Consider the following 25,533-nt stretch of genomic DNA (forward strand, 5'->3'; position numbering starts at 1 on the left):
GCTCGCTCGCTCGAACGGAGCCCACCATGACCAGCACCAATGCCATCGTCGTCGGCGTCGACGGCTCGCCCGACAGCAGCGTCGCCCTGGACTGGGCGATCGCCGAGGCCCGCCTGCGAGGAGCGCCGCTGTACGCCGTCTACGGACTGTGGATGCCGGTCGCGGCCGTGCCATTCGGCGGCGTGGCCGTCCTCCCACCCCCCGACGAGCTGCGCGCGTACTCCGAAGAGGTGCTCGACAAGGCACGGCAGCGGGTCAAGGACGCCGCGCCCGAGCTGGAGATGGACACCTTCCTGATCCTCCGGACGCCGACGGCGGCCATCCTCGAGATCGGAGGCGACGCCGGACTGATCGTCGTCGGCACCCGCGGCCTGAGCGGCCTCGGGGCGCTGGCGCTCGGCTCGGTCAGCGGCCGGGTCGCGGCCCACGCGAAGACCCCGGTCGTGGTCGTGCCCGGCCACCGCGTCGAGGACGACGGATCGATCGTCGTGGGCGTCGACGGATCGGCACACGGCGACGCCGCCCTGCGGTTCGCACTGCGCGAAGCCGATCGCCGGTCCGCGGCCGTCGTCGCGGTCGGCGCGTTCAACACCCAGTCGGTCCCGATGCCGATCTTCGACGCCGACGGGATCGCCAAGGCCACCGCACTGGAGCGTCGCCACACCGAGGCCATCGTGGCCGAGGCGGTCGCCCGCGCCCGCGCGGCCACCCGCTCCGCCGCGCACGTCACCGTCCGCGCCGAAGCCGGCTATCCCGCCGACGTCATCACCGGCGCGGGCCGGAACGCCGCGCTCATCGTCGTCGGCTCCCGCGGCCGGGGCGAGCTGCGCAGCATGCTGCTCGGCTCCACCAGCCACGCCGTCCTGCACCACGCGACCCGCCCGGTCGCCGTCGTGCACGTCCAGGAGATGAGCTCTCATGGCTGACAGAGGGGCGGCCGCCGGCGGCGGCGCCATCTACGGCCTCGGCATCTTCGGGGGGCTGGTCTTCTTCTGGCAGCAGGCCGAGTCCTTCTGGGAGTACCTGCTCGCCATCCTGCAGGGCCTGTTCTGGCCCGCGTTCATGGTCTACGAGGCCTTCCAGGCCCTCGACTGAACAAGCGAGGCGATCCACCATGCGCAAGAAGGTCCTGGTGCTCGGCGGCAACTTCGGCGGGCTCACCGCCGCCCTGAGCGTGAAGCACGAACTCCACGGCGACGTGGACGTCCGCGTCGTGTCGGCGTCGGACCACTTCCTGTTCAACCCGTCACTGATCTGGCTGCCGTTCGGCAAGCGGCAGCCGCAGGACATCACGTTCCCGCTCGCGCCGACGTTCGAGGAGCACGGCGTCGACTTCGTGCACGCCACGGCGACCCGGATCGATCCGGTGAACCGGCGGGTCACCACCACCGCCGGCAGCTACCCCTACGACTATCTCGTCGTGGCCACGGGCTACCGCAACGCCGTGGACGTGGTGCCGGGGCTCACCGGCACCCCCGGCGTGCACACGATCACGACCCTCGAGGACGCCATCGCCGCCGGCGCCGGCTGGCGCCGGTTCCTGGACGACCCCGGCCCGGTGGTGGTCGCCGCGACCCAGGGCGCCGGTTGCTTCGGGGCTGCGTACGAGTTCCTGTTCAACGTGTCCTACCAGCTGCGCCGCGCCGGGCTGAAGAAGCAGGTCGACCTCACCTACGTCACCGCCGAACCGTTCGTCGGCCACTTCGGCATCGGCGGGCTGCCCGGCGGCGAGAAGCTCCTCGGCATGTTCCTGCGCAAGGAGCACATCACCGCCGTCACCGGCACTCCGATCGCCGAGGTCACCCCCGGCAAGATCGTCCTGGCCGGCGACGCGATGGTCGACTTCGCCTACGCCGTGATCATCCCTCCGTTCGAGGGACAGGACGTCGTACGCACCGCCGACGCGCTGGCCGACGAGAAGGGCTACGTGCCCGTCCACGACACCTACCAGTCGCTGGCCTGGCCGGACATCTACGCCGTCGGCATCGCCGCCGCCGTCCCGGTGCCCTGGACCACCGCCGTCCCCATCGGCGTCCCCAAGACCGGGTTCCCGACCGAGGTGCAGGCGAAGGTGGCCGCCGCCAACATCGCCAGTCAGATTCGCGACGGCGAGCCGGCCAAGCACAAGCAGTTCGGCGACATCCCGGCCGTCTGCGTGATGGACGCCGGCAACAACGGCGTCATGATCCTCGCCGACAAGATGCTGCCGCCCCGCAAGGCCGGCGTGCTCATCCCCGGACCGCAGGCGCACGGAGCGAAGCTGCTGTTCGAGAAGTACTACCTGTGGAAATCACGGCACGGATACGTCCGCCTGCCCTGACGGGATGATGGTGACCGAACTACATGCCGCGGCTCATGCCCACGGCGCGCCAGTCGAACCATAGCGCCAGCCAGCGCCGCATCTGGACGATCTCGGCGTGCTGGTCGTCGCGGATGGTCCGGGCAAGCCCCGCCACCTGCTCATGTACGGTGCCTCGTCCCAAGAGCTGCTGCGACCACATCACCGCGGCCATGTGGTGGCCGATCATGTCCTGGAGGAAGACCTCGTCGAGCCGGTCTCCGGACAGCCCCGACAGGTCACGCATCATCGGCCGGTAGTCGACGGCCGGCGGCTGTTCCGGATACCAGGCTCGCAGCCAGCCGCGCATCTGATGGATCTGCGCGGACTGAGTCTCGACGATCGAGTCGCCGAACCGCCGCATCTCGGCTCGGCCGGACCGGGCCAGCTCACGCGCGGCGGTCACAGCCTCCTCGTGGTGGGCGACCATCCCGGCCAGGTACTCCGGCTCAGCGCTCACACCGAATCGGCCCACCGTCCCTGGGCCGTGGCGGTCCCACGAGTCGTCGTCCCGGCCGGATGATGCCATCACAGCGAACGCGCCCAGCACGGTCACCGCCGCGACCACGACCAGACCGACCACCAATACGGACAGGCGTCTCATGGGATCCTCCTGGGTTTCGTCGCTTACTCGGCCAAGGGTTCTCCCGTGCGGACATCACCGGCAGAGCAAACCCACCTGTAGGTGGCGGTCGAAAGTCCCACCTCCATCCGATAGCTGCACCGTGGGTCCAATGTCGACGCCGCCGCGGGACTCACGGCCCTGTCGGTGTGGTGCGCCGGTGACAAGGCTGAGGGAATGGATGTCGTCAAGGGCCGGGTCGCAGTGTTGCTGTTCGCAGCGTCCACACTGCTCTTGGCGCTCGGGGGCGCCTTGTGGCTGCTCGGGCCGGTCGACGCCGCCGAGGTGTGCTGGCTCGTCGGCACGGTGCTCGGCCTGGCGGCCTCCGTAGCTTGGACGGCTGCCGCAGTACGCAGGCGGGAGCCGTCGGTCGACGTCATCGCCGTACTCGCTCTGGCGGGCGCGCTGGCGGTGGGCGAGTACTTCGCCGGCGCGATGATCACCGTGATGCTGGCCACCGGGCGGCTGCTGGAGGCTCGGGCGGACGCGCGCGCACGCCGTGAGCTGCGGCTGTTGCTGGAACGGTCGCCGCGCACCGCTCGACGTCGTGCCGGCGATCAGCTGATCGACATCCCCGTCGACGACGTCACCATCGGCGATCGGCTGCTCGTGCGGAGCGGGGACGTCGTCCCCGTCGACGGCCGGCTGTTCACCGAAGCGACCCTGGACGAGTCGGCGCTGACCGGTGAGCCGCTCCCGGTCGAACGGACGCCGGGCGAGGACGCCCGCAGCGGCGCGGTCAACTCCGGCGCGCCGTTCGACCTGCTCGCCACTGCGGCCGCGGCCGACTCCACCTACGCGGGGCTGGTCCGGCTCGTCGAACAGGCACAGGCCTCGTCGGCGCCCTTCGTCCGATTGGCCGATCGCCTCGCGGTCCTGTTCGTTCCCCTGACGCTGCTGCTCGCCGCCGGAGCCTGGGCTCTGGCCGCAGACCCGGTGCGCGCCGTCGCCGTGCTGGTCGTCGCGACGCCCTGCCCTCTCCTGCTCGCCGCACCCATCGCGTACATCTCGGGTCTGTCCCGCGCCACCCGCGCCGGCGTCGTCATCAAGGGAGGCGGAACGCTGGAACGCCTCGCCGCGGCCCGCGTGGTCCTCTTCGACAAGACCGGCACCCTGACCCGAGGCCGCCCTCACGTCACTGACATCGTCACCGGATCCGACGCCCTCGGCGCCGACGAGTTGCTCCACCTGGCCGCGTCGCTGGACCAGATGTCGCCGCACGTCCTCGCCAGCGCCATCGTGTCCACCGCCAACACCCGCGGTCTGAAGCTGGACCTGCCGCGGCAGGTGACCGAGGAGCACGGCTACGGCCTCAGCGGTGTCGTCGGTGACCACGAGGTCGCTCTGGGAAAGCGGTCCTGGATCGCCCCCGACCCCGCCCCACCCTGGGTGCGTCGCGTGCGGCGGCGTGCCGGCCTGGACGGATCTCTGACGGTGTTCGTCTCGATCGACGGACGACCGGCCGGTGCGTTCCTTCTCGAGGACGTCATCCGGCCCGACGCACCACGGATGATCCACAGTCTGCGCGAGGCCGGGATCAGGCGCATCGTCCTCGTCACCGGTGACCGCACCGACACCGCCGAGTCGGTCGGCAGGATCGTCGGGACCGATTCCGTCCGAGCCGATTGTGATCCGGGTGAGAAGCTGGCGGTCATCGAGGCCGAGCGGGAGGCGGGCACCACCGTGATGGTGGGCGACGGAGTCAACGACGCCCCCGCCCTCGCCGCGGCCGACGTCGGAGTGGCCCTCGCCGCCCACGGCGCCACCGCCTCCTCCGAAGCCGCCGATGTCGTGCTCACCGTCGACCGGGTGGACGCGCTCGCCGACGCCATCCTGATCGCACAACGCGCCCGCCGCATCGCGCGGCAAGCGGTCGGCGTCGGCATGGGCCTGTCCTTGGCGGCCATGCTCATGGCAGCCGCCGGTCTCCTTCCCCCGGCCGCCGGTGCCGTCCTGCAGGAGCTCATCGATGTGCTCGCGATCGGGCTCGCGCTACGCGCCGTCCTACCCGGTCGCACCCACACGGTCACCATGCCGCCCGCGGACGTGGCGCGGGGCCGCGAGCTGCGCGCCCAGCACGAGTCCTCCCTCGCCGTCGTCGAGGAGATCCGCGCCGTCGCTGACGGCCTGACCACGCACGACCCCGGCCTCGGCCCAGTACGCAGGCTCGTGGAACGCCTCCAGACGGACCTCCTCGCCCACGAGCGAGCCGATCAGGACGACCTGGTGCCCATCGTCGCCCGTGTCCTGGGCGATCCGGCGACGTACGCGCTGACCCGGACCCATGCCGAGATCGAACACCAGGTCGCCACGCTCGGCCGGCTCCTCGAAGGCCTCCGGGACGAGCACGTCCAGCCCGAGGACGTCATCGAACTGCGCCGGCTGCTCTACGGACTCTACGGCGTGCTCCGGCTCCACAACGCCCAAGAGGACGAGACCGCCTTCAGCCTGCTGCCGTCATCACCGGTCGCTGTGGGTCCCCGAACACGCTGAAGCAGCTCGTCGCGCCGTCAGGGCAGGCCCGAAGTCCCGCCGGCAGCGGCCTATCCCGGTTCGACCAGGGCGCCAGCACACAACTGCTGCTGCTCTTCGTGTTCTTGACCTCGCTCACGGCGGCGGTCGCCGTCATCGAGACGCGCCGGCTCGGCATCTCTCGGCGGATGTTGCGACGCCCACGCCCATCGGCGTGATCATCACCGGCGAGGCCGCCGGTCGCTTCGCGGTGGCCATCGCCCAGGCTGCGGTGATCATCACCGGGACCTCGCTCTTCTTCGGCGTCAACTGGGGCGATCCCGTCGGCGCGGCCGCGTTAATCATCGCGGGCTACGACACAGCCACAAGACGCTGATGGTCGAGGCGCGGACGCCGGAGATCCTGTCCCACGAGAGGAACGCCTGGCGATGCATCCTGTCGAGGGTTTCGACGGGAGATCGAGGTCGTCCCACAGATATCCCACAGAACGGGAACAGGAGCGTGGAGGACATGATCGAAACAGCCTCTGACCTGGGTGGGCGATACTGGGATCGAACCAGTGACCTCTTCGGTGTGAACGAAGCGCTCTCCCGCTGAGCTAATCGCCCGGGCGCGACCAGAACCATACCGCACCCCGGGGCCGCGACGGAAACCACTGCCCGGGTTTCGCGTTGCGCGATGTCCGGAATGGCCTGACACTACTGGCCATGAGCGCGTCGACCATCTCCTATCCCCTGGCTCTGCGCCTGCTCGACGACGGTGACGGCGAGCGGTACATCCAGGCGGAGCTGCGCTACAGCGCCACCGATCCGCTGGCGGTCACGGCGGTGTTCGACACGACGGCGCGCGAGCCGGTGCCGTGGGTGTTCGCCCGCGACCTGCTCAGCGCCGGGCTCGACGACGCCAGCGGCCAGGGCGACATCAACGTCTGGCCGGCGATGGACCAGCACGGCACGCCGACGGTGCGGCTGCGGCTGCGCTCCCCTGACGGCGACGCGGTGCTCGAGGCGCCGGCGACGGCCGTCGAGGACTTCCTCATCCAGACGTGGGCGCTGGTGCCCACGGGCATCGAGGGCCGGCTGCTCAGCATCGACGCTGTGCTCGACTCCCTGCTGGACCGTACCTGACCTCTCCACCTGTCCCTCGCCTGTTGTGCCCCACGCACCGGTGGATTACGGTCATCCCACTTGAGACCCCGGAATCCGAGGTAAGGGCAGGCACGTGACCTTCAGCCACGACGTCGAGCACGCTCTCGAGGTTGTCGTCGACCTGGTGAACACCGATCCCGTCGCGACCGGCACCGAGGGGTTACCCGACGTCGGCTCGCTGCGGTCGTTCATCGATCTGTACAAGATCAGCGACCTGCCCACGGTCACCGAGGCCGACCTGCGCGCCGTCCGGGCGCTGCGCCCGCGGCTGCGCGAGGTCTTCGAGGCCGGCGACACCGCCGAGGCCGCCGACCTCGTCAACGATCTGCTCGACGGCGCGCGAGTATGCCCGCGGCTGACCAACCACGACGGCTACGACTGGCACACCCACTACTTCGCGCCCGGCGCGGCGCCCGCCGAGCACCTGCTGATCGACGCCGGCATGGCGTTGTCGTTCGTGGTGGTCGCGGGCGAGCAGGAGCGGTTGCAGGTCTGCTCCGCACCCGACTGCGAGCGCGTGCTGGTCGACCTCTCGCGCAACCGCTCCAAGCGCTACTGCGACAGCCGCACGTGCGGCAACCGGCTGCACGTCGCGGCCTACCGCGAGCGGCAGCGCGCCGCCGCCGTCTGAGGCCGCGACGGCGTCAGCTCACGGCTCGGGGTCGGCCGCCGCACGCTCGGCGAACGTCGCCGCGGCGCGGGCCGTCACCGGGCCGGGCGCCGGCAGCTCGCGCCGTCGCCCGTCGTCCCAGACGACCGCCGAGACCGCCTGCACGTCGCGCGTCGTCGACGTGAGGAAGATCTCGTCGGCGGTGTCGAGGACGCCGAGGTCGAGCTCGGCCTCCGTCGCGCCGCACCACTCGATGACGAGGTCGCGGGTGACGCCGGCCAGGCACCCCGTCGCCGTCGACGGCGTCAGCAGCCGGCCGTCCACGACGACGAAGACGTTGCTGCCCGTGCCCTCGCACAGCCGGCCGCGGGTGTCGGCGCACAGCGCCTCGCTGGCCCCGGCCGAGGCCGCGCGCTCGAGCGCGACGACGTTCTCGGCGTACGACGTGGTCTTCAGGCCGGCCAGCGCACCCCGTTCGTTGCGCGGCCAGGGCACCACCGCCACGGTCGTCTCCGGCGGCTGCGGCGCGGCCGCCGCCAGCGCGACCACGAGCGTCGGCCCGGCGTCGCCGCGCTGCGAGCCCAGCGGCCCCACGCCGCCGGTGTAGGTGATGCGCAGCCGGTACACGCCGTCGCCGGTGGCCTGGGCCGCGACCTGCTCGCACGCCTTGGCGACCTCCGCGTGGTCGGGGGCCGGAAGCCCCAGCCCGGCGGCCGAGCGGCCCAGGCGGGCCAGGTGCCGGCCCAGCGCGAAGGACACGCCGCCGACGACCTTCACGGTCTCGAAGACGCCGTCGCCCACCGTGAAGCCGTGATCGAACACGCTGGCGGTCGCCTCGGACTCGTCCAGCAGCTCACCGTTCACCCAAGTCAGCACGAGGCCAAGCCTACGAGGCGCTCCGCCTTGAGCTCCGTCTCGGCCCACTCGCGGTCCGGATCCGAGCCCCACGTGATGCCGGCGCCGGTCCCGAACCGCAGCACGCCGTCGCGCGCCCAGAACGTGCGGATGCCGACGGCCAGCTCGCCCTCCCCCGTGTCGGCGTCGACCCAGCCGACGGCGCCGCAGTACGGCCCGCGCGGCACCGGCTCGAGGTCGGCGATCGCCCGCAGCGCCGTCGACTTCGGCGCGCCGGACACCGAGCCGGGCGGGAACGTCGCGGCGAACAGGTCGGCCCAGCCCGCGCCGGGCCGCAGCCGCCCGCTCACCGTCGACACCAGGTGGACCAGGCCCGGGTGCTTCTCGACGCTCAGCAGGTCGTCGACGACGATGCTGCCGGTGACGCAGACCCTGGAGAGGTCGTTGCGGACGAGGTCGACGATCATCACGTTCTCGGCGCCGTCCTTGGCCGTGAGGTCCGCCGCCGTCCGTCCCGTCCCCTTGATCGGCGACGACGTGACGTGGTCGCCGCGGCGGCGCAGGAACAGCTCGGGCGAAGCCGTCACCACCTGGAGACCCGGGATCGCGACGATGCCGGCGAACGGCGCGTCGTGCCGGTCGCGGAGTCTGTTCGCCAGCGGCAGAAGATCGTTGTCGCCGCCGGGCAGCGGCGCCTCGAGCACCCGGCACACGTTGACCTGGTACACCGTCCCGGCCGCGATGCGTTGGCGCACGTCACGGACGGCTCGGACGTAGGCGGCCCGGTCCATCGACGACGTCCAGGCGGCCTCCGCGGGGCCGGTCCACGGCCGATCGGCCCGTGGCAGCGGCGCGTTCTCCCAGTGCTCGAACCGGGCGCAGACGACCTCGCCCTCGAACGTGACGACGACGGCCCACCGCCCGGATTGGTCGAGGACCCGCAGGTCGGACGACACCTCCACCAGCCCCGTGGCCAGGTGTCCCCCGAGGTGCGCCAGGGGCGTCGGCGGCACGTCCACAACACGCGACGCTACCGGGTTTGGCGACGGCGGCATGGATGGGCTAATGTTTCACCCGCACCGCGGTTCCGGGAAACCGGCCCGATGCAATGCGGACGTAGCGCAGTTGGTAGCGCATCACCTTGCCAAGGTGAGGGTCGCGGGTTCGAGTCCCGTCGTCCGCTCGGAGCGGGGCTCTGGCCCTCATCACGGTGGAGTGGCCGAGAGGCGAGGCAACGGCCTGCAAAGCCGTCTACACGGGTTCAAATCCCGTCTCCACCTCGCACGAACACACGGGCGATTAGCTCAGCGGGAGAGCGCTTCCCTGACACGGAAGAGGTCACTGGTTCAATCCCAGTATCGCCCACCCAGGTCAGAGGCCCTATCGATCTTGTCGGTAGGGCCTCTTTCATGCCCGTACAGCAGCGAAGTACAGCAGTAGTCATCATTCGCCCTGGTCGTCGTCGGCCCAGCCGAGGGCGTCTCCGAGCTGGCGGAGGGCGTCGCGGGTCTGGTCGGATGTGACCTTGCTGTAGATCTCCATCGTCATGGCGATCTTGCTGTGGCGGAGGATCTGCATGACCACGCGGGGGTGTACGCCGAGGTCGACGAGCAGGGTTGCGCAGGTGCGGCGGGCGTCGTGGACGGTGATCGTTGGCACGGTGGCCAGCCCGCAGCGGCGGGTGAAGGAGCGGTTCACGTTGCGGGGTTCGATCGGGGTGCCGTAGCGGGTGGTGAACACGAGGTCGGTGGTGTGCCACAGCTCCCCCGCCGTGTCCTGGTCGGCGGACTGGTCCTGGCGACGTTGCTTGAGCGCGGCGACGACGATGTCGGGCAGTGGCAGCCGAGCGGACGAGCTGTCGGTCTTGAGGTCGCGGTGCAGCAGCTCTCCCCCGACGCGCTGGAGTTGACGGGTCAGGTGGACCTCGCCGCTGTCGGTGTTCACATCGGACCAGCACAGCCCGAGCACTTCGCCCTTGCGCAGCCCGAGCACGAGGACCAGGACGTAGAGCGCGAGCAGTGGGTCATGGTCGCGGCGAGCGGAGTCGAGGAACAGGCGGGCCTGTTCGCTGGTCCACGCTTGTGTCTGGCGGGCGCGGCCGTGCGGGAGCTTGACCAGGGCGGCGACGTTGCGCGTTACCAGCTCGTCAGTCAGCGCGGCGGACAGCATCGAGCGGACGCACTCACGGATCGCCCGGACCGAGCTGGGCGCGGGCAGGTCCTTGCAGCACCGTCGCGGCTTGACCGCGCAGCAGCGGGCGGCCTCTCCCCTGGCGGCATCCTTGCCCTGCGCGCAGCACTGGCAGGTGGTGCGGACCTTGTTGAGCCAGGTCTGCACGTCGCGGACGGTGAGCCGGTCGACCCGCTTCGAGCCGATGCCGGGGATGATGTAGCGGCGCACGAACGTCTCGTACTTGGCGTAGGTGGCCGGGGCGAGGTTGGGCCGGATCAGGTCTTCCAGCCAGTTCAGCGCGTACGCCCGCACGGTCATGGAGCTGGTCGCGACCGGGCCACGTTCGGCAGCCTCGCGGACGTTGCCGATCTTGTCCCGCACCTCGTCTTCGGTCTTGCCGTAGACGTACTTGCGGGCGCGGTTGCCGTTGGGCTTGGTCACCCAGGCGTAGGCGGCGTAGCCGGTGCGGTACGGGTAGATCGACCCTTCACCGTTCGCACGGACGCGGCCGGTCATGCCGCTGCCTCCTCGACGATGCGGGCGATGTACTCGTCCACCCACTCGGGCAGCACCTTGCGATACCGGCCGACCTTGACCGAGCGCAGCTCACCCGTGAGCACCAGCATCTTGGTCTTGGACAGCCCGAATCCGAGCATGAGCGCGACCTCGGCGGTAGTCAGCCACTTCGGCCGGATGATCGTGTCAGTCATGAGAGTCCTCCCGTTGTCGGGGCCGGAAGATTTCCTGTTGGAGCAGCTGGCCTGGCGGGCGAATCCGGCAGCCGCGGTCGAAGGATTTACTGCGCACGTCGGATGCGGGTCAGGGTGTGGGTGCGGACGGCGTTCGCAGCGTCGAAGTCGGTGAGGTAGCCGCGCCCGGCGTAGGTCCAGGACCCGAGCGTGATCACGGCGTCGACCTGGTCGACCTGGTCGGGGTCGAGGTCGAGCACGTCGCGCACGACGGCATCGGGCTCGAGGTGGGCGCGGCGGCGTCGCCAGGTGCGGCGTGCTTCGCGGCGGGAGCCGAAGGTGACGCCGTAGGCGCGGGACTTGGTGATGGGGTGGCCTCGGTAGCCGAGGGTGGCCAGACGCCGTGCGATGGGTTGGTAGTCCTCGTTGACGGTGACGAGGCGGGCGGCGGCGGCGATGATCCGGCAGGCGTGGTCGGTGGCCCCGGCGTGGCGGGCATCGGACGCGGAGCGGATCCGCCCGGTGGTGGGGAGCCCGAAGTCTTCGACGCCCTTGGTGAGGTACTTGGACAGGTAGCCGCCGACCATCTCCGGGTGCGCCGGACCGGTGCTGTTGTCGCGGCCAGCGCCGAGGGTGATGGTGCGGGTGTCGAGCTGGGTCCCCCACCGCAGCCGCAGCGTGTCGCCGTGCGGGGTGTCGGCGTCGGCGTAGACGTGCGCGGCGGCGGCACGGACGGCGGTGGTGATGTCGTCGGCGCTCAGGTCGAGCAGCGGCGGACTGTCGGGACCGGTGGGACCGTCGAGGCGGACGACGGCATGGAAGTGCACCACGCCGCGTGCTTGGAACTCGGTGACCTTGGTGTAGGCGACGCGGGCGAAGTCGACGAACCCGAGGCCCTTCTTCGAGCTGACCGGCAGCCCGACCGAGCGGGCGAGCTGGCGGCGCAACGCGATGGTGAACCTGCGCCACAGTTCGGGGGCGTGCCACTGCCACACCACGTGGGCGGTGTAGTCGTAGCAGTCCCGGCACAACGGCTGACCGACGAAGCGGTCGTCGTCGGTGTGGCGGCGGGTGCACGACAGCGGGCGTCCGTGCGGGCAGACGGGGCGGTCGCGGCGGGCCCGGCACGGTGTCTTCTTGCCGTGCCCGTTCGTGCTCGTGGCGCGGTGGACGGGGCCGAACGAGGGGGCGGTGAGGGTGACGAACACGCTCGGGTGGGTGCGCACCGTCTCGGGTACCCCGTGACCACCGACAAGCCCGGCCATGAGGACGTGCCAGGCGTCGCCCTTGTACTCGCGCGAGCAGGATGGGCAGACAGCTTCGCGGCGGTTGCCGCAGCGCACGTAGGTGTAGCCGTCGTGCTCGTCGTCGGAGCTGTAGGTGCCGACGACCTCACCCGTGACCGCGTCCACGTGCACGGAGCTGCCCTGTAGGCGGATGGGGTTGGAGCACCCCCGCGTGGACCGCTCGGCCTCGGACTGGGAGAGCCGGGCGGCGAGCTGGTCCACGTCGAGGGCGGCCAGGCTGGCGGTCGAGGTCACGACGCGGCCTCGCGGTCGACGTGAGCACCGTCGCACGGCCAGGACCGGCATCCGGTGGCGGTGCGGTGCGCGAGCTGGGTCAGGCACCGGGTCGAGCAGACCCCACCGTCGGCCTTGGCCTTGCCGCCACACACGACACACACAGCGGTCATGGCCGGATCCGGGCGGCGAGGTTGACCGAGTACTCCGGCGGGACGGCGTTGGACCGGAACAACACCGGGCCGGTCGAGCGGAGCACGTCGAGCACGTCGGCGAGCAGTTCCGAGGCGGCCTCGCACTCCTCGCGGCTGCCGGTGACACGGATGCGGATCATGCGGCTGCCCTCACGTCCTCGCCGGGCGCGTTCAAGGCCGAGGTCGATGCCGCCGATCCCGGAGAACAGCGACAACACGGTCAGACCGTTCATGCCGCCACCGCCGGGGTCTCGGCGGCGTCGTGGTCGTCGGGGTCGGGGACGGCGGCCAGCGCGGGCGTGGCTGGCTCGACGGCGGGGGGTGGTGGGGGTGGGGTGGTGTAGTTCCAGGCGAGGTCGCGCACGTCGTCGTCGGTGATGTGGGTGAACCGGACCCGCCACGGGGTGGGTTGGCCGTCGATGAGCACGAACGCGACACCGGGCGTGGACATCGGGATCGATTCACACAGCGCGCCGCGTTCCCACGCCTTCTTGCCCAGCACCATCTTGGACTCTTCTTCGGAGTCCAGGCGCAGCCCGACTTTGACCGGGAAGAGGTTGCGTTGCGGGACCGTCTCCTTGCGGGGGTCTTGCAGCAGCGCGACGACGGTCACGCCGACCGCGCGGCCTTGGGACAGGACCGTGGTCAGGGCGGAGTCGAACCGGGTCTTCAGGGTCTTGTAGGGCATGTAGGCGGTCAGGAACGCCAGCTCGTCGACGATGCAGACGATGAACGGGTGTTCGGTCGACGGGGCGAGTTTGCGGGTGCGTCCGGCCAGGTCGCCGGTGCGTTCCCGCACGAGCGCGGCGAGGTCTTCCATGAGCGTCACCAGCTCTTCGGCCTTGGCCTCGGCGATACCGTCGCGGCCGTTGTCCCAGGCCAGCCGGTCGAACAGCATCCGGCCCATCGTGAGCTCCATGCCGCCCTTGGGGTCGATGCCCCACAGCCGGACCAGCCGCGTGGGGATCGCGGGGGCGAGCGCGGCGACGATGGACCACAACACGCTGCCCTTGCCCGAGCCGCTGGCCCCGGCGACCAGGACGTGCGTGTAGAGCACCTGCAGCCGGTAGGCCAGGCCGTCCTCGCGGCGGGCGACCGGGAGCCGTTCGAAGTCGATCTGCTCGACCGGGAGTGGGGCGAACCGGGGCACCGGGGCGGCCAGCTTGTCCGCCCTGGGGAAGACCAGCGTCACGGTGCCGGACTTGACCGTGCGGGCGGTCACGCGGTCGATGTACTCCGGGTGCGAGCCGCCGACCCGGTAGGCGTGCGCGAGCTGCACGACGTGGTCGCGCCAGTCGTCCGGGGTCTGGCCAGGCAGCAGCCGGACCCGCAGCTCGTCGCGGCCGTAGCGGGAGATGACCCGCACCAGGCGTGGGATGACGGGGTCGCCGTTGCGGTCCTTGGTGGCCAGGCCGCAGGCGATGGTGTGGCGACGCCACCGGGGCCGGTAGAGGAACGTGGCCCGGACCCCGCCGAGCAGCCGGGCACCGACCGGGGCGAACGAGGCCCGGTGCAGGTGCCGCCACAGCGCGAGCAGACCGGCCGGCGCCACGACGGCGGCCGCCACGAGGATCCAGTCCGCAGCCAGGAAGTACCAGGTCGTGAGCACGGCGGCGACACCGACCAGCAGCGACCCGACCAGCGCGGGGAACTTCCACAGCAGCAGGACCAGGCCGGGGAGCACGGTGAGGATCGCCAGGACGACGAGGAACCACGCCAGGAGCTGACGCGGCCAGGAGTCACGGTCACGCAGGCCCTTGGCGAACGTGGCCGCCTGGCCGGGAGTGATCGTGGTGACGGGAGCGGTCATCGTGGTCACACCACCTTCACGAGGTCGGGCCAGGTGGCGACGGTGAACCGGTGATCGTCGCAGTAGACGAACCCGGTCAGCCGGGACAACCACATCGGGTCGGTGGTCCGCTTGCAGTTCATGCAGCGCCCGTCGTAGCGGGGATCGGGCTTGGTGTACATCAGGTGTCTCCGTCCGGGGTCAGAGCTGGGCCAGGTCGAAAGGCTGGCCAGGATGATCGGGCAGGCACTCCGGGCAGCGGGCATTGCCGGGGCCGTCGTGGTCGGTGAAGACGAACCACCCGCCCGTCGAGTCGTCAGCGACGGTGGTCGACGGGCAGGCATCGCAGAACAGCAGCCGCGCCACGACCGATCACCGCTTCGCGGCCGTGCTCTTACGGGCCGGGCGGCGAGTCCGCTTGGCGGGCTTGGCGCACGAGGCACAGGCGGTGTCGGGCTGGGTGGCCTGGCGCCGTCCGCACACCGTGCAGGCGAACCCGTACGACGCGACACCATCGACGGCGAGCGCGGCGAACAGGACCGGTTCGCCGTTCACGACAGCACTCCGAGAGCGGTCGCGGTCGTGCCGACGACACCGGCCAGGACCAGCAACGCCAGCAGCACCAGCGGCAGCGCCCACGAGGTGGGCCGGGCAGTACTACGGTGGAACATGCCTCTCCCCTCCTTCTCAGGGGGTTGGAGATGGAAGCCGCCCAGGAGCCGAAGGTTTAGCGGCCAGTCCGGCTCCTGGGCGGTGCTCATCGAGGGGCGACAGCCCCCGTGCCCGCCTGGGTGGCGAGCTTGCTCGTGAGGGTGTCGGCGGCGACCATCGCGCACGCGGCCAGCCGGTAGAGCACGCCCGGATCGAGCGTCACGAGCTGCACCGTGCCGCCGTCGACCCCGTCGAAGGTGACGCCGCAGTCCAGCGGGTCGACCGTCACCGACTCATCGACGTACAGCACGCCACCGGACGGTGCGAGCGCCCCGGCCATCACGCAGCCGCCTTCGACAGCGCGGCCAGGTCGTCGCGAGTGGCGCGCAGCTCTGCAGTGAGCCGGTCGATGTCGTCCAGGTCGAGCAGAAGCGAAGCGTCCCCGACGTTGACCGAGGCGAACGTGTCGCAGAACTCGCCGCGCTGGTGCACGACGTGCGTGATCGGGGTGTCCTCGTTGACGTGGACGTTGACGGTCAGGTTGCTCGCCACGGTGATCACGCGGCCTGGTTCTCACCGGACGGACGGCGAGCGCCCTTGCTCGGAGCCTGCACGCCGGTGGCGCGGTAGCTGTAGGCCATCCGGGGCCGTCCGCGACCCTCTTCCACGTACGGGGTGACCGTCATGCCGGTGAACTCGACCGGCCGGAACGGCAGACCGTGGATGGTGTCCGGCAGCGTCGGGCACACATCGGCGAGGATCTTGACCGTGATCGTCTCCTGACCCTTGCGGACCTCCGGGTCCATGTCCTCGACCCGTACCTGCCACACCCGCAGGCCAGTCACCTTGTCGATCTCCTGGACCCGGTTGTCCTTGGTCGACTGGTCGAAGTTGTCCACCTGGGTGGCCTCGCCACGGACCATCGCGCCGTGCGGGAAGACCATGTCGTGGGTGACCGGGATACGTCCCTGCAGTGCCATCACTGCCTCCTTGGGTTCAGGCACCGGCCGGACCGGTACCCCTAGTTGGACTCGTACCATTCATTGGTACGAATTTAGCTTCTCATGGGTGGGTCACAAGGTCAAGGGGTACGGGTAGAATCGTTGGTACGAATCTCTGGAGGACTCCTTGACCAGCGACGACACGCCCATGCGGCCGAGCGGTAAGCACCTACGGACCGCCGTTGCCGATGACCTACGGCGCGCGATCGAGACCGGTGAGCTTCCGCCAGGTGCGACCCTGCCGACCGAGCCGGTGCTCATGCAGAGATACGGCGTGTCCCGCAACACTGTCCGGAACGCCCTCGGCGATCTAGAGAACGCGGGGTTGATCGAGGTCCGGCAGGGTCGAGGACGGCAGGTGCGCCGACGAGAGCCAGTCTGGATCTACGCGTCGCGGTCGGAGAGCCGCGCCAGGCGGAGGCCGTCGGGCGTCGACTCGTGGGTCGACGACATGCGCAGCCAGGGTCGCGTGCCACGGACCGACATTGAGGTCGCTGTGCTGCACGCGCCAGTTGACGTTTCCGAACGGCTGAACCTCGACAACGGTGCGACGGTGGCAGTACGCAGGCGTATCCGTTTCGCAGACGATCAGCCGTGGAACATGAACGACTCGTACTACCCCATGTGGCTCGCACAGGAAGTGCCCGCGATCCTCGACCCAGCAGACGTCACTACCGGCCTGACCGTCCACCTCGCGGACCGGGGCTATGCGCAGGTCTACTACAACGACGAGCTGACGGCCCGCATGCCGACGCCGGACGAAGCGAAGGCACTCAACATCGGTCCCGGCGTCCCGGTGATGTGCCACATGCGGACGGGCGTGACGAAGGGCGGCAAGCCGATTCGAGTGACCGTCACGGTCATGCCCGGCGACCGTCACCGGCTGCTGTACGAGGTGCCCGCGTGACGCACATCGAACAGGCGACCCCCCGAGACCTGGACGCGTTCCTCGACGTGCTGTCAGCGGCGAGTGCGCGCCTGCACGCGCGCGGCATCGACCAGTGGCCGCGCCGGTTCGCCGCGAGCAAGGTCCTGCCGGACATCGAAGCGGGCCGGGCCTACGTCGTTCGAGACGGCCGACCGGTCGTCGCCACGACCATCCTCAGCGAGGTAGGAGACGCCGACTTCTGGACCCCGGCCGAGCTGGCGGACCCCGCCTACTACGTGAGCAAGATCGCGACCGTGGACGGATACACCGGACTCGGGTCGGCGCTGCTGGACTGGTGCGGGCGGCAGGCTGCTCGCCAGGGCGGCGAGCTGTTGCGGCTCGATGCCTGGCGGACGAACCCGGACCTGCACGCCTACTACCTCGCGCGAGGATTCCGACACGTGCGCACGGTCGAGCTGCCTCACCGCAACTCCGGGGCGCTGTTCGAGCGGCCAGCCCGCGACACCGTCACGGACGCGATGCGAGACTACGGCCTCGCAGATCCCTCACCGGTCGAGGTGACGCCGTGAACGACCTAGCAGTACGACTACCGGCCAGCCTCCGTGCGCATATCGAGATGGTGGCCGACGAGCGCGGCGTGACGTTCGACGACGCCGTCGTGGCTCGTCATCGCCATGGGCTTGGCATGCCGAGCGAACCACGACTACGGCATCGAGGAGGACATCGCTGTGGGCGAGCTACTGGCCAGTCTCCAAGGGCTTGGCGACGAGGGCCGCTTGAAGTGGACGGGGAGTCATGCCGCTGAAGGTGAGTGAGATTCTGAAGCTCATCGAGGCCGACGGTTGGTACCTACACGCCACCCGTGGCAGCCACCGCCAGTACAAGCACCCGACCAAGCCGGGTCGGGTCACGGTGGCCGGGAAGCCGAGCGCCACCTTGCCGATAGGCACCGAACGGAGCATCCTGAAACAAGCAGGTCTCGACACCAAGGAGGCGAAGTGAGCACCTACGCCGTGATCATCGAACGCGCCGAGGACGGCGGGTTCGGTGCGTGGTCTCCTGACCTTCCTGGTGTCGTCGCGCTGGCCGACACCGAAGACGCCGTGCTGGACGAGATGCGCGCGGCGGTCGAGTTCCACCTTGACGGGTTGCGCGAGGACGGACTACCAGTCCCGCACCCGTCCACCGTGGCCGCCACGGTCATCACCCCGGCGGCCTGACCTGTCCGAGACTGACCGATGCCCCGCACCTGGCCCCCCTGGTGCGGGGCATCGGCCGTTGTGCCAGCAACTACGTTGTGGGTAGGTTCTTCCCTGGGCGGGAGGTTCGAGCTGGTGCGGCACGTGGGACACAAGCAGGCACGCGAGCTGATCGTGCGCTGGCGCTACGCCGGGCTGGGTGAAGCCGCGTTCCAGGAGATCACCGGCCACGCGTACGACTCCGCAGCCGGGATGAGCTGGGACGAGCTGGACCGGGCCTTCGAGCGAATCGCGGCCGTGTACCGCGACCGAGCCACGTCAGACGGCTCGCGGAACGCAGGCGACGCCCACTGACCGCATCGACGGTGGAGCCGGTGAGCGGACCGCACAGGCCCGAACCAGGCACCGGGTCGACTCCAGCGACCACCGGCCGAACTCGACCCGTCTACGGGCCGCACAACGGCCAGCCAGAGCCGATACCGCATCAGCTCTGGGCAGTGGTCCGCGAGCGGCGCGTCTCACCACCTCACCCCGCCCCGGCCCGGCGACGCTGATGCGTGGTGAGAACTTTCTTTACTCCGTTAAAGCGGCGAGCAAGCTCGCCGCAGCCGCCCGCCCGGCACGCCGGGCGTGCGGCCTTCGGCCGTTCCGGGCGACCGGGACGGGCGGCACGGAAGCAGAACAGGCCGGTGACGAAGTGAGAGACGTTCCCACCTGTCACCGGCCTGGTGATCCAACAACCGCACGCGGCTACTGACCGAGATCAGGCGGCCCACGCACCAGCTCGCCGCCGTCGACCACGAGACGAGATCGAGCCGGACGGTTCGCCGGGATCGAACCGTGCCCGTCGAGCTGTGCGGACCGGTCCCCATCCCCCTCATGCCGGAATGGTCGGCCACCACTGCACGAGTCAAGGGCGGCCTTCGGCCGTCGCACGCGATGGCGCAAGCGCCACCCTTGACACGCACAGCGTCGGCCTAGGAGCTGGCAGTTATGAGGGGGATGGGGAAGGAGTGAGGGTGGGGCAGCCGTCACCGTCGTACAGCAGCGAAGTACAGCAACCAGGGCGACCGCCAGCAGCATCCAGGCCACCACCACACGCCGATGACCAGCGCCGGAACCCTCAGGAACCCTGCCGCTTGGAGCTGACACGGAAGAGGTCACTGGTTCAATCCCAGTATCGCCCACCAGGTGAATGGCCCTATCGATCATGTCGATAGGGCCTTTCTCGTGCTGTTGACGGGCCGCGGGATCTACGGGCCTGCGTGTCCGCACTCGCCGTCGAGCTTGTGACCGAACGCGGCGGGCGTGTCGATCGTCTCGTCGATGGCGCGCAGCGTGCTGGTGTCCGAGTGGCTCCCGAATCCGGGCGTCTGGCCCGGTGGATCGGCCACGTCCCCGAGCGGGTGCGCCGCGTCCGCCGTCGAACTGGCGCAGTCCGCTGACTCGACGATCGGATGAATCGTCGCTGATGCGCTTGGAGCGACGAGCACCGTCGCCGCTGCTGCCAGAGCGCCGATCGCCAATGCTCTCTTCATGACAGCCCCCCTTGCCGTCAGCGCGAGGTGCACACCGCTGACCGGCGTTGCTCGAGAGTCCCTCGCGCCTGAGCCCATTCACTCTCGTCCGGCCACGACAAGCATCGGCAAATGGTGACAGTGGTGTGCGTCAGATCCGCCGGTCCACGACGATCCAGTTGGTCTCCCACGTCTCCCCGCCGTCGTCGGAGAAGGCCTGCTCGAATCGTGCCTTGTCCGGTCCCTGCCGGACGATGCGGAAACGCACCCTGATCGGGCGGCCGTTCAGCTGGTCGTCGCCGAAGAACTCGCCCACGCCGTCGTGGAAGCCGCCGTACACGGCCGGCGCGAGCAGACCGTCGCGCAGGTTGGCGAAGCTCAGGCTCCAGCGATCGGCCTGGGGCTCGTAGAGCCGCAGGTTGAGCGCCTCGATTCGCCCGGCCGGGCCCTGGACGTCGAACTCGACGACGTTGGCGCGGCGGTCCATCAGCGGACGGACCACGCTCGTCCCGCTGAACTCGAGCCACTCGTCCGGCGACTCCGAGAGCGGATCGGCAAGGACCCGGACGTCAGAGCGCCAGGTGCCGATCTCCCAGTCGAAGCTGTGCTGGCCGTCCGCGGCGGCGGCCTGAGCCGTTGACGGAATCGGCGCCGCCTCGCCCGAGGCGGCGCCCGCCGTCAGCGCGAGGAGCGACAGGCACACGACGACGAGGCGCCGCTGTGGCAGGGTGACCTTCGTGTGAGCGTTCATGACGCGACTATCCGAGCGGAGCAGGTCCATGAACAAGAAGGCACCTTCAGGTAACCCCTCGCCGTCGCGCCCCAACCCCATTCCCGGTTGCCCGATGGCCGCGGCCTTCGCCGCGATCGGCGGGAAATGGAAGCTGACCCTGGTGTACTGGCTCGCCCACGGCGAGTCGCACTTCGCCGGCCTGCGGCGCCGGGCCGCGCCGATCACTGCGAAGGTGCTGGCCGAGCAGCTGCGCGAACTGGAGGCCGACGGGCTCGTCGAGCGGGTCGAGACGGGGCCCGTCCCGGCGCCGGTCATCTACCGCCTGACCCCGTACGGCACGACGGTGCTCCCCGTCGTCGAGAACGTCCGGGCCTGGGGCGAGGTCCACCTGGAACGCACCCAGGGCGAGACTGCTCCCGGCACGGCCATGAGCTGCGCCGACGCGGTCGCGTAGGCCCGGGCGCGCCTCAGCGCTCGAGCCCGGCGACCTGCCACGTCAGGCCGCGGTGGGCATAGGCGGGCCGCAGCCCCCGCTCCCGCAGCACGTCGAGCATCGCCTCCGGCGGGTGGACGAACGCCCGGTACCGCTGCTTGCGCAGCCGCATCGCCAGGTTCGTCACCCCGACGAAGACGCGCCCGGCGAGGTTGCGCGGCGGGTGGCTGAAGACCACCAGCCGACCGGCGTGGTCGGCCACGGCGGCGAGCAGCCGCTCGTAGTCGGGGTAGCAGCACACCACACGGTGCAGCACGACGACGTCGGCCGCGGCCACGCCGCCGGGATCGGCGGCGATGTCGTGGATGCGGTACTGCGCCCGCCCCGTCAGCCCCGCCTCGGCGAGCAGGCGGGCCGCCTCGTCGCGGTAGGACGGGGACAGCTCGAGGCCGACCGCCGAAGCCGCGCCGCGGCGGAGCAGCTCGATCTGGATCTCGCCGACCCCGCCGCCGATCTCCAGCACCGTCGCGCCCTCGATGCCGCGCTCCTGCAGGAACGCGACCATCCGCGCCGCCGTCCGGTCCAGGCCGCGCTTGCGGTAGCGTCGCGCCACGTGCCGGGCGAACCCCGTCGTGAACATGCGGTCGCAGCCGCGCGGATCACAGCAGCCACCCATGTCACCACTTCATAGCGCAATGACGCGCCGCGAGTCGATCCCCGTGCCGTACACGGGGTCGCTCCCCCGGATGTGCACCGAGTGCTCCGTCACCCGCGCCCGCCACAATCGCAGCCGCTCGGGCGGGTACAGCCACTCGACGGGGAACGGCTGCCGCTGCTCCGGGAACCGCGCCCGGCAGGCCACCGGTGCGCACGCCGCCAGCTCGTCGTCCGGCACCCGGCCGGCGGTGGCCTTGAGGTAGACGGCGCGGACGTCCCCGCCGATCGGCACGGTGGAGTCGAAGATCGCCATGCTCACCTCCGGCTGCCGTAAGACGTTCTGGGAGTGCTGCGCCTCGAGTCCCGACATCCAGTACACGACGTCGTAACCGTCGGGCGCGTAGTAGACCGGCGACACCCTGGCCCGGCCGTCCGGGTCGACAGTGCCGAGGCTCATGTACCGGGTGGTGTCGATGATGTGGCGAGCGTCGTCCTCGAGCGTCATGGCGTCCTCGATCACAGCCTGCGTGCCCGCGTCGCCATCCTTGCCGACCGCCGCGTCGCCGGCAACCACGCACGGGAGAATCAGGGCATGGAACCGTTCGGGGTCCGGCTGCTGCTGGCGGCCATCGTCGCCGCGTGCTCACGCTGACCGCGGCCGCGACTCCGCACGACCGCTCGCGCCGCTCGCGCCGACGGCGGCGCCGCGCGTGCGGCCGTACACCCGCACCGTCCGGCCACGGCCGAGGGCCGGCGTCAGCGGCGGTGGCGCTTCGCCTCCAGCTCGGCGACGACGGCGCTGCGACGGCCCGGCGTGCGGCGAGCCGCGTTCAGCTCCGCCTCGCGCCGCAGCTTGCGCCACCGCCTCAGCCGGTCCGCGTCGAGCTCACCGTCGTCGACGGCCAGCAGGACGGCGCAGCCGGGCTCGGCCAGGTGCGCGCAGTCGCGGAACCGGCAGCGCGCCGCCAGCGCCTCGACGTCCGCGAACGCCCCGGCGACGGCGGCGTCGTCGGCGACCAGCCCGACGGCGCGCAGCCCCGGCGTGTCGACGATGACGCCCCGGCCCGGCAGGACGACGAGCTCGCGATGGGTCGTGGTGTGCCGGCCGCGGCCGTCGCGGGCCCGCACGGACCCCGTCGGCATCAGGTCCATCCCGGCCAGCGCGTTGGTCAGCGTCGACTTGCCCGCGCCCGACGGCCCGACCAGGGCCAGCGTCCGGCCGTTGCGCAGCAGCGCGCCGAGCTCGTCGAGACCGGTCCCGGAGAGCGCGCTGACCAGCAGGACCTCCACCCCGGGCGCGACCTCGGCGACCTCGTCGCGCATGCCCTGCGGGTCCGGCACGAGGTCGGGCTTGGTGAGGACGACGACCGGCTGGGCGCCGCTCCCCCAGGCCAGCACCAGCAGCCGCTCGATGCGGCCGAGGTCGGGGTCGGGGTCGAGGTGCTCCACGATCGCGACGACGTCGACGTTCGCGGCGACGACCTGGCCGTGCGACGTCCGGTCGGCGCTGTCGCGCACGATCGCGGTCCGCCGCGGCAGGACCGCCTCGAGCGTGACGCGGTCGTCGGGCCAGTCGCGGACCGCGGCCCAGTCGCCGACGGCGGGCAGCGCCATCCGGTCGGCGGCGACGGCGCGCAGCACGTCGCCGCCGTACGTGGCCCGGACGGCGCCCATGCCGCCGGCGAGGTCGGCGCCGGCACGGTCGACGCGGCAGACGCGGGCCAGCCGGTGGGCGCCCCGGTAGGGCCGGAAGGCGCGCCCGACGTCGGCCGTCCAGCCGAGGTCGAGCAGGCGTTGCTGGGAAGCAGACATGTGAGACCTTTCTGGTGCGGCCTCACGCGCGACGGTGTCAGCGGCGGCGTGCTGGCCGGAGAGTACTGGAGCGAACGGATCTGCGCAGGTGCATGGCCGCTCACCTCCTCCGTCGTCCACAGCCCGACTGCGATCGTCACGTTATCCACAGGCGGGCACTCGCGGCCAGCGAATAACGGGCCGGCCGGTCCCCAAGGAGGGCCGGGCAGACCGGTGATGAGAGGGGGCCGGAGGCCTCCTCGAAGTCGTCGGTGCGAGCGCCGAGCCGGGGCGACCGTCGCTGGGGCCGTGCCCGGCCCGACGACATCCGGAGTCTTATCGTGGGTGTGTGGGAGCGACACACGAGGTCACCAACCAGCCGCCGCCGCTGACCGGCTACGACGTGTTCGGTGCCGACGCCGCGCTGGTCGAGGCGTTCGACCGCTACGGGAACACCGGCGACCGCGTCGAGCTGGAGTCGCTGGGCCGGCTGGCCGGCTCCGCGGAGGCGCAGCGGTGGGCCGTCGAGGCCGACCGCCACGCACCCGTGCTGCGCACGCACGACCGCTACGGCCACCGCGTCGACGAGGTCGACTTCCACCCGTCCTGGCACCGGCTCATGCGTGCCGCCGTCGACCACCGCATGCACGCCGGACCATGGGTGGATGCTCCGCTGAGCTCACACGCCACGCGGGCGGCGAAGTTCGTGGTGTGGAGCCAGCTCGAAGCCGCCCACCTCTGCCCCGTCTCCATGACCTACGCCGCGGTGCCGGCCCTGCGCACCGACCCCGCCGTCGGCGACGTGTGGGTGGGCCGGCTCGGAGCCTCCTACGACCCGGTCCTTCGTCCTCCCGCCGAGAAGGACGGCTGCCTGGCGGGCATGGCGATGACCGAGAAGCAGGGCGGCTCCGACGTCCGCGCCAACACCACGCGCGCCGAGCCCGTCGACGGCCTCGGCGCCGGGTGGTACCGCCTCACCGGGCACAAGTGGTTCTGCTCGGCGCCCATGAACGACGTGTTCCTCGTGCTCGCCCAGGCGCCGGACGGGCTGACCTGCTTCGTTCTCCCCCGCGTCCTCGACGACGGCACCCGCAACGCCCTGCGGCTGCAGCGGCTCAAGGACAAGCTGGGCAACCGGGCGAACGCCTCGGCCGAGGTCGAGTTCGACGGTGCGCTCGCCCAGCGGCTGGGCCCCGAGGGCCGCGGTGTGGCCACGATCATCGAGATGGTCGCCGCCACCCGGCTCGACTGCGTGCTCGGCTCGGCCGCGCTGCTGCGCCGGTCGGTGGCCGAGGCGACATGGCATGCGGCGCACCGGTCCGCGTTCGGCGCCCGGCTGGCCGACTCCGAGCTGATGCGCGCCGTCCTCGCCGACCTCGCGCTGGAGTCCGAGGCGGCGACGGCGCTCGGCCTGCGACTGGCCGCGTCCGTCGATCGTGCTGACGACCCGCACGAGCGGGCGCTGCGGCGCATCGGACTGCCGCTGGCGAAGTTCTGGGTGTGCAAGCGGACGCCGGCCGCCGTCGCCGAGGCGCTGGAGTGCCTGGGCGGCAACGGCTACGTCGAGGAGAGCGAGATGCCGCGGCTGTATCGCGAGGCGCCGCTGAACTCGATCTGGGAGGGCGCGGGCAACGTCCAGGCCCTCGACCTGTTGCGGGTCCTGGCGCGCGAGCCCGACGCCGTCGCCGCATGGCGGGCCGAGGTCGAGGCCGCGAAGGGCCAGGACCGCCGCCTCGACGACGCGCTGGCCTCCGTGACGTCCCTGCTGGCGGGCGGCGACGCCGGCGCGGCCGGGCAGGCGCGGGTGCTGGCCGGCCGGATGGCGGTGCTGCTGCAGGCCAGCCTGCTGGTCCGGTTCGCTCCGCCGGCCGTCGCCGACGCGTTCTGCGCCAGCCGCTGCGACGCCCGCCACGACGTCTACGGCGCGCTGCCCGCCGGACTCGACACCGCCGCGATCGTCCACCGCGCCACCCCGGTGCTCTCGTGATCTGCCCCGCCTGCGCCGATCAGCGCCACGACGACTGCCCGGCCCGCGAGAAGGGCCGCTCCTGGTGCGATTGCCAGCACCAGACCACCGATCGCCCCATCGAGCCCGCGACGGGCCACGCCTCCGAGTGAGCCGGCCTCGGTACGCATGGCCGGGCAGCTATCAAGGGGACGGCGTTGAGAACCGTGATCAAGGGCGGTTTACTGTGGCTCTGGCGACACCAAACCGCCCATGATCATGGTTCTCAGCCGGCCCGGGCGGGCGAT

34 protein-coding genes and 4 tRNA genes are annotated in these 25,533 nt (G+C 71.0%); 18 read left to right on the plus strand and 20 right to left on the minus strand.

The window, feature by feature from the left end:
* The first annotated feature begins 26 nt into the window (after positions 1 to 26).
* Genes DY240_RS21810 through DY240_RS21815 form a run of 3 tightly spaced genes read left to right on the plus strand, consistent with a single transcriptional unit; the run spans position 27 to position 2,320 of the window.
* Complete coding sequence (locus DY240_RS21810; RefSeq protein ID WP_119661944.1) at positions 27 to 926, plus strand: universal stress protein; 900 nt, start codon at positions 27 to 29, stop codon at positions 924 to 926.
* A complete protein-coding gene (locus DY240_RS32965; RefSeq protein ID WP_199702010.1) occupies positions 919 to 1,095 on the plus strand; it encodes a hypothetical protein in 177 nt (58 codons plus the stop codon). The genes DY240_RS21810 and DY240_RS32965 overlap by 8 nt, the downstream gene beginning before the upstream one ends.
* Positions 1,096 to 1,114: 19 nt before the next feature.
* Entirely contained in the window at positions 1,115 to 2,320 is a 1,206-nt protein-coding gene (locus DY240_RS21815) for an NAD(P)/FAD-dependent oxidoreductase (protein ID WP_119661945.1), read from the plus strand.
* 19 nt (positions 2,321 to 2,339) lie between these two features.
* On the opposite strand, the gene DY240_RS21820 is transcribed toward DY240_RS21815, so the two are convergent.
* Positions 2,340 to 2,942 carry a DUF305 domain-containing protein gene (locus tag DY240_RS21820; protein ID WP_119661946.1) on the minus strand — a complete coding sequence of 201 codons (603 nt, stop codon included), beginning with the start codon at positions 2,940 to 2,942 and terminating at the stop codon, positions 2,340 to 2,342.
* A 195-nt stretch (positions 2,943 to 3,137) separates the two neighbouring features.
* Here DY240_RS21820 and DY240_RS21825 point away from each other — a divergent pair, with 195 nt between their 5' ends.
* Complete coding sequence (locus DY240_RS21825) at positions 3,138 to 5,453, plus strand: heavy metal translocating P-type ATPase (RefSeq protein ID WP_119661947.1); 2,316 nt, start codon at positions 3,138 to 3,140, stop codon at positions 5,451 to 5,453.
* 193 nt (positions 5,454 to 5,646) lie between these two features.
* Positions 5,647 to 5,808, plus strand: a complete 162-nt coding sequence (locus DY240_RS32185) for a hypothetical protein (protein ID WP_158602940.1) — start codon at positions 5,647 to 5,649, stop codon at positions 5,806 to 5,808.
* Between the two features lie 160 nt (positions 5,809 to 5,968).
* Here the strand turns inward: DY240_RS32185 and DY240_RS21830 are convergent.
* A tRNA-Val gene (locus DY240_RS21830) sits at positions 5,969 to 6,040 on the minus strand.
* Between the two features lie 99 nt (positions 6,041 to 6,139).
* Between DY240_RS21830 and DY240_RS21835 the strand changes: the two genes are divergently transcribed.
* The gene (locus tag DY240_RS21835) at positions 6,140 to 6,559 is read left to right on the plus strand and encodes an SsgA family sporulation/cell division regulator (protein ID WP_119661948.1); all 420 of its coding nucleotides are present in this window, start codon (positions 6,140 to 6,142) and stop codon (positions 6,557 to 6,559) included.
* Between the two features lie 94 nt (positions 6,560 to 6,653).
* A complete protein-coding gene (locus DY240_RS21840; protein ID WP_119661949.1) occupies positions 6,654 to 7,211 on the plus strand; it encodes a CGNR zinc finger domain-containing protein in 558 nt (185 codons plus the stop codon).
* Between the two features lie 18 nt (positions 7,212 to 7,229).
* On the opposite strand, the gene DY240_RS21845 is transcribed toward DY240_RS21840, so the two are convergent.
* Together DY240_RS21845 and DY240_RS21850 are read right to left on the minus strand one after the other, a co-directional pair.
* The gene (locus DY240_RS21845) at positions 7,230 to 8,066 is read right to left on the minus strand and encodes an aminotransferase class IV (RefSeq protein WP_119661950.1); all 837 of its coding nucleotides are present in this window, start codon (positions 8,064 to 8,066) and stop codon (positions 7,230 to 7,232) included.
* On the minus strand, positions 8,060 to 9,100 hold the full coding sequence (locus DY240_RS21850; RefSeq protein ID WP_119661951.1) for a chorismate-binding protein: 1,041 nt from the start codon (positions 9,098 to 9,100) through the stop codon (positions 8,060 to 8,062). Before DY240_RS21850 ends, DY240_RS21845 begins: the two co-directional genes overlap by 7 nt.
* A 55-nt stretch (positions 9,101 to 9,155) precedes the next feature.
* Between DY240_RS21850 and DY240_RS21855 the strand changes: the two genes are divergently transcribed.
* The 3 genes from DY240_RS21855 to DY240_RS21865 all read left to right on the plus strand — a co-directional run bounded on the left by DY240_RS21855 (position 9,156) and on the right by DY240_RS21865 (position 9,410).
* Positions 9,156 to 9,228 (plus strand) — tRNA-Gly (locus tag DY240_RS21855).
* 26 nt (positions 9,229 to 9,254) lie between these two features.
* Positions 9,255 to 9,325, plus strand: a tRNA-Cys gene (locus DY240_RS21860).
* Positions 9,326 to 9,338: 13 nt separating this feature from the next.
* Positions 9,339 to 9,410 (plus strand) — tRNA-Val (locus DY240_RS21865).
* Between the two features lie 78 nt (positions 9,411 to 9,488).
* Here the strand turns inward: DY240_RS21865 and DY240_RS21870 are convergent.
* The 11 genes from DY240_RS21870 to DY240_RS21910 form a co-directional block, all read right to left on the minus strand.
* A complete protein-coding gene (locus DY240_RS21870; protein WP_119661952.1) occupies positions 9,489 to 10,733 on the minus strand; it encodes a tyrosine-type recombinase/integrase in 1,245 nt (414 codons plus the stop codon).
* Complete coding sequence (locus tag DY240_RS21875) at positions 10,730 to 10,927, minus strand: helix-turn-helix domain-containing protein (protein ID WP_119661953.1); 198 nt, start codon at positions 10,925 to 10,927, stop codon at positions 10,730 to 10,732. The genes DY240_RS21870 and DY240_RS21875 overlap by 4 nt, the downstream gene beginning before the upstream one ends.
* Before the next feature lie 86 nt (positions 10,928 to 11,013).
* Positions 11,014 to 12,447 carry a replication initiator gene (locus DY240_RS21880; RefSeq protein ID WP_119661954.1) on the minus strand — a complete coding sequence of 478 codons (1,434 nt, stop codon included), beginning with the start codon at positions 12,445 to 12,447 and terminating at the stop codon, positions 11,014 to 11,016.
* 148 nt (positions 12,448 to 12,595) lie between these two features.
* Complete coding sequence (locus tag DY240_RS21885; RefSeq protein ID WP_119661955.1) at positions 12,596 to 12,853, minus strand: hypothetical protein; 258 nt, start codon at positions 12,851 to 12,853, stop codon at positions 12,596 to 12,598.
* Positions 12,850 to 14,430: an FtsK/SpoIIIE domain-containing protein gene (locus DY240_RS33765; RefSeq protein WP_147375431.1), complete on the minus strand. Its 1,581-nt coding sequence runs from the start codon at positions 14,428 to 14,430 to the stop codon at positions 12,850 to 12,852. Before DY240_RS33765 ends, DY240_RS21885 begins: the two co-directional genes overlap by 4 nt.
* 5 nt (positions 14,431 to 14,435) lie before the next feature.
* Positions 14,436 to 14,591, minus strand: a complete 156-nt coding sequence (locus DY240_RS32190) for a hypothetical protein (protein ID WP_158602941.1) — start codon at positions 14,589 to 14,591, stop codon at positions 14,436 to 14,438.
* A gap of 19 nt (positions 14,592 to 14,610) precedes the next feature.
* Positions 14,611 to 14,775, minus strand: coding sequence for a hypothetical protein (locus DY240_RS32195; RefSeq protein WP_158602942.1), 165 nt, complete (start codon positions 14,773 to 14,775; stop codon positions 14,611 to 14,613).
* A gap of 6 nt (positions 14,776 to 14,781) precedes the next feature.
* Positions 14,782 to 14,964, minus strand: coding sequence for a hypothetical protein (locus DY240_RS21895; protein ID WP_119661957.1), 183 nt, complete (start codon positions 14,962 to 14,964; stop codon positions 14,782 to 14,784).
* 202 nt (positions 14,965 to 15,166) lie between these two features.
* Entirely contained in the window at positions 15,167 to 15,370 is a 204-nt protein-coding gene (locus tag DY240_RS21900; protein ID WP_147375432.1) for a hypothetical protein, read from the minus strand.
* Between the two features lie 29 nt (positions 15,371 to 15,399).
* Positions 15,400 to 15,612, minus strand: a complete 213-nt coding sequence (locus DY240_RS21905; RefSeq protein WP_158602943.1) for a hypothetical protein — start codon at positions 15,610 to 15,612, stop codon at positions 15,400 to 15,402.
* Positions 15,613 to 15,617: 5 nt separating this feature from the next.
* A complete protein-coding gene (locus DY240_RS21910) occupies positions 15,618 to 16,040 on the minus strand; it encodes a plasmid replication, integration and excision activator (RefSeq protein ID WP_119661960.1) in 423 nt (140 codons plus the stop codon).
* A gap of 148 nt (positions 16,041 to 16,188) precedes the next feature.
* Between DY240_RS21910 and DY240_RS21915 the strand changes: the two genes are divergently transcribed.
* The 5 genes from DY240_RS21915 to DY240_RS21935 all read left to right on the plus strand — a co-directional run bounded on the left by DY240_RS21915 (position 16,189) and on the right by DY240_RS21935 (position 18,503).
* The gene (locus DY240_RS21915; RefSeq protein WP_147375433.1) at positions 16,189 to 16,968 is read left to right on the plus strand and encodes a GntR family transcriptional regulator; all 780 of its coding nucleotides are present in this window, start codon (positions 16,189 to 16,191) and stop codon (positions 16,966 to 16,968) included.
* Positions 16,965 to 17,519: a GNAT family N-acetyltransferase gene (locus DY240_RS21920; protein WP_119661962.1), complete on the plus strand. Its 555-nt coding sequence runs from the start codon at positions 16,965 to 16,967 to the stop codon at positions 17,517 to 17,519. The genes DY240_RS21915 and DY240_RS21920 overlap by 4 nt, the downstream gene beginning before the upstream one ends.
* A 226-nt stretch (positions 17,520 to 17,745) precedes the next feature.
* On the plus strand, positions 17,746 to 17,952 hold the full coding sequence (locus DY240_RS21925) for a type II toxin-antitoxin system HicA family toxin (protein ID WP_119661963.1): 207 nt from the start codon (positions 17,746 to 17,748) through the stop codon (positions 17,950 to 17,952).
* On the plus strand, positions 17,949 to 18,170 hold the full coding sequence (locus DY240_RS21930; protein ID WP_119661964.1) for a type II toxin-antitoxin system HicB family antitoxin: 222 nt from the start codon (positions 17,949 to 17,951) through the stop codon (positions 18,168 to 18,170). The genes DY240_RS21925 and DY240_RS21930 overlap by 4 nt, the downstream gene beginning before the upstream one ends.
* Before the next feature lie 114 nt (positions 18,171 to 18,284).
* Positions 18,285 to 18,503, plus strand: a complete 219-nt coding sequence (locus tag DY240_RS21935) for a hypothetical protein (RefSeq protein ID WP_119661965.1) — start codon at positions 18,285 to 18,287, stop codon at positions 18,501 to 18,503.
* Between the two features lie 899 nt (positions 18,504 to 19,402).
* On the opposite strand, the gene DY240_RS31455 is transcribed toward DY240_RS21935, so the two are convergent.
* Both DY240_RS31455 and DY240_RS21940 read right to left on the minus strand, forming a co-directional pair.
* The gene (locus DY240_RS31455) at positions 19,403 to 19,687 is read right to left on the minus strand and encodes a hypothetical protein (RefSeq protein WP_147375434.1); all 285 of its coding nucleotides are present in this window, start codon (positions 19,685 to 19,687) and stop codon (positions 19,403 to 19,405) included.
* 130 nt (positions 19,688 to 19,817) lie between these two features.
* Positions 19,818 to 20,393 (minus strand): hypothetical protein, encoded by a 576-nt coding sequence (locus DY240_RS21940; protein ID WP_407659371.1) that lies wholly within the window; start codon positions 20,391 to 20,393, stop codon positions 19,818 to 19,820.
* 118 nt (positions 20,394 to 20,511) lie between these two features.
* On the opposite strand from DY240_RS21940, the gene DY240_RS21945 reads away from it, so the two are divergent.
* Positions 20,512 to 20,853, plus strand: coding sequence for a winged helix-turn-helix transcriptional regulator (locus DY240_RS21945; RefSeq protein ID WP_119661966.1), 342 nt, complete (start codon positions 20,512 to 20,514; stop codon positions 20,851 to 20,853).
* Between the two features lie 13 nt (positions 20,854 to 20,866).
* Here DY240_RS21945 and DY240_RS21950 read toward each other — a convergent pair whose 3' ends face one another.
* Together DY240_RS21950 and DY240_RS21955 are read right to left on the minus strand one after the other, a co-directional pair.
* On the minus strand, positions 20,867 to 21,472 hold the full coding sequence (locus DY240_RS21950) for a class I SAM-dependent methyltransferase (RefSeq protein WP_199702014.1): 606 nt from the start codon (positions 21,470 to 21,472) through the stop codon (positions 20,867 to 20,869).
* Between the two features lie 45 nt (positions 21,473 to 21,517).
* Positions 21,518 to 21,946 (minus strand): pyridoxamine 5'-phosphate oxidase family protein, encoded by a 429-nt coding sequence (locus DY240_RS21955; RefSeq protein WP_158602944.1) that lies wholly within the window; start codon positions 21,944 to 21,946, stop codon positions 21,518 to 21,520.
* Between the two features lie 21 nt (positions 21,947 to 21,967).
* Between DY240_RS21955 and DY240_RS32200 the strand changes: the two genes are divergently transcribed.
* On the plus strand, positions 21,968 to 22,141 hold the full coding sequence (locus DY240_RS32200) for a hypothetical protein (protein ID WP_158602945.1): 174 nt from the start codon (positions 21,968 to 21,970) through the stop codon (positions 22,139 to 22,141).
* Positions 22,142 to 22,245: 104 nt separating this feature from the next.
* Here DY240_RS32200 and rsgA read toward each other — a convergent pair whose 3' ends face one another.
* The gene (gene rsgA / locus DY240_RS21960) at positions 22,246 to 23,301 is read right to left on the minus strand and encodes a ribosome small subunit-dependent GTPase A (protein WP_199702016.1); all 1,056 of its coding nucleotides are present in this window, start codon (positions 23,299 to 23,301) and stop codon (positions 22,246 to 22,248) included.
* Between the two features lie 328 nt (positions 23,302 to 23,629).
* Here rsgA and DY240_RS21965 point away from each other — a divergent pair, with 328 nt between their 5' ends.
* A complete protein-coding gene (locus DY240_RS21965; protein ID WP_119661969.1) occupies positions 23,630 to 25,267 on the plus strand; it encodes an acyl-CoA dehydrogenase family protein in 1,638 nt (545 codons plus the stop codon).
* The last annotated feature ends 266 nt before the right edge of the window (positions 25,268 to 25,533 follow it).

This window comes from Jiangella rhizosphaerae (assembly GCF_003579925.1).
Taxonomy (GTDB): domain Bacteria; phylum Actinomycetota; class Actinomycetes; order Jiangellales; family Jiangellaceae; genus Jiangella; species Jiangella rhizosphaerae.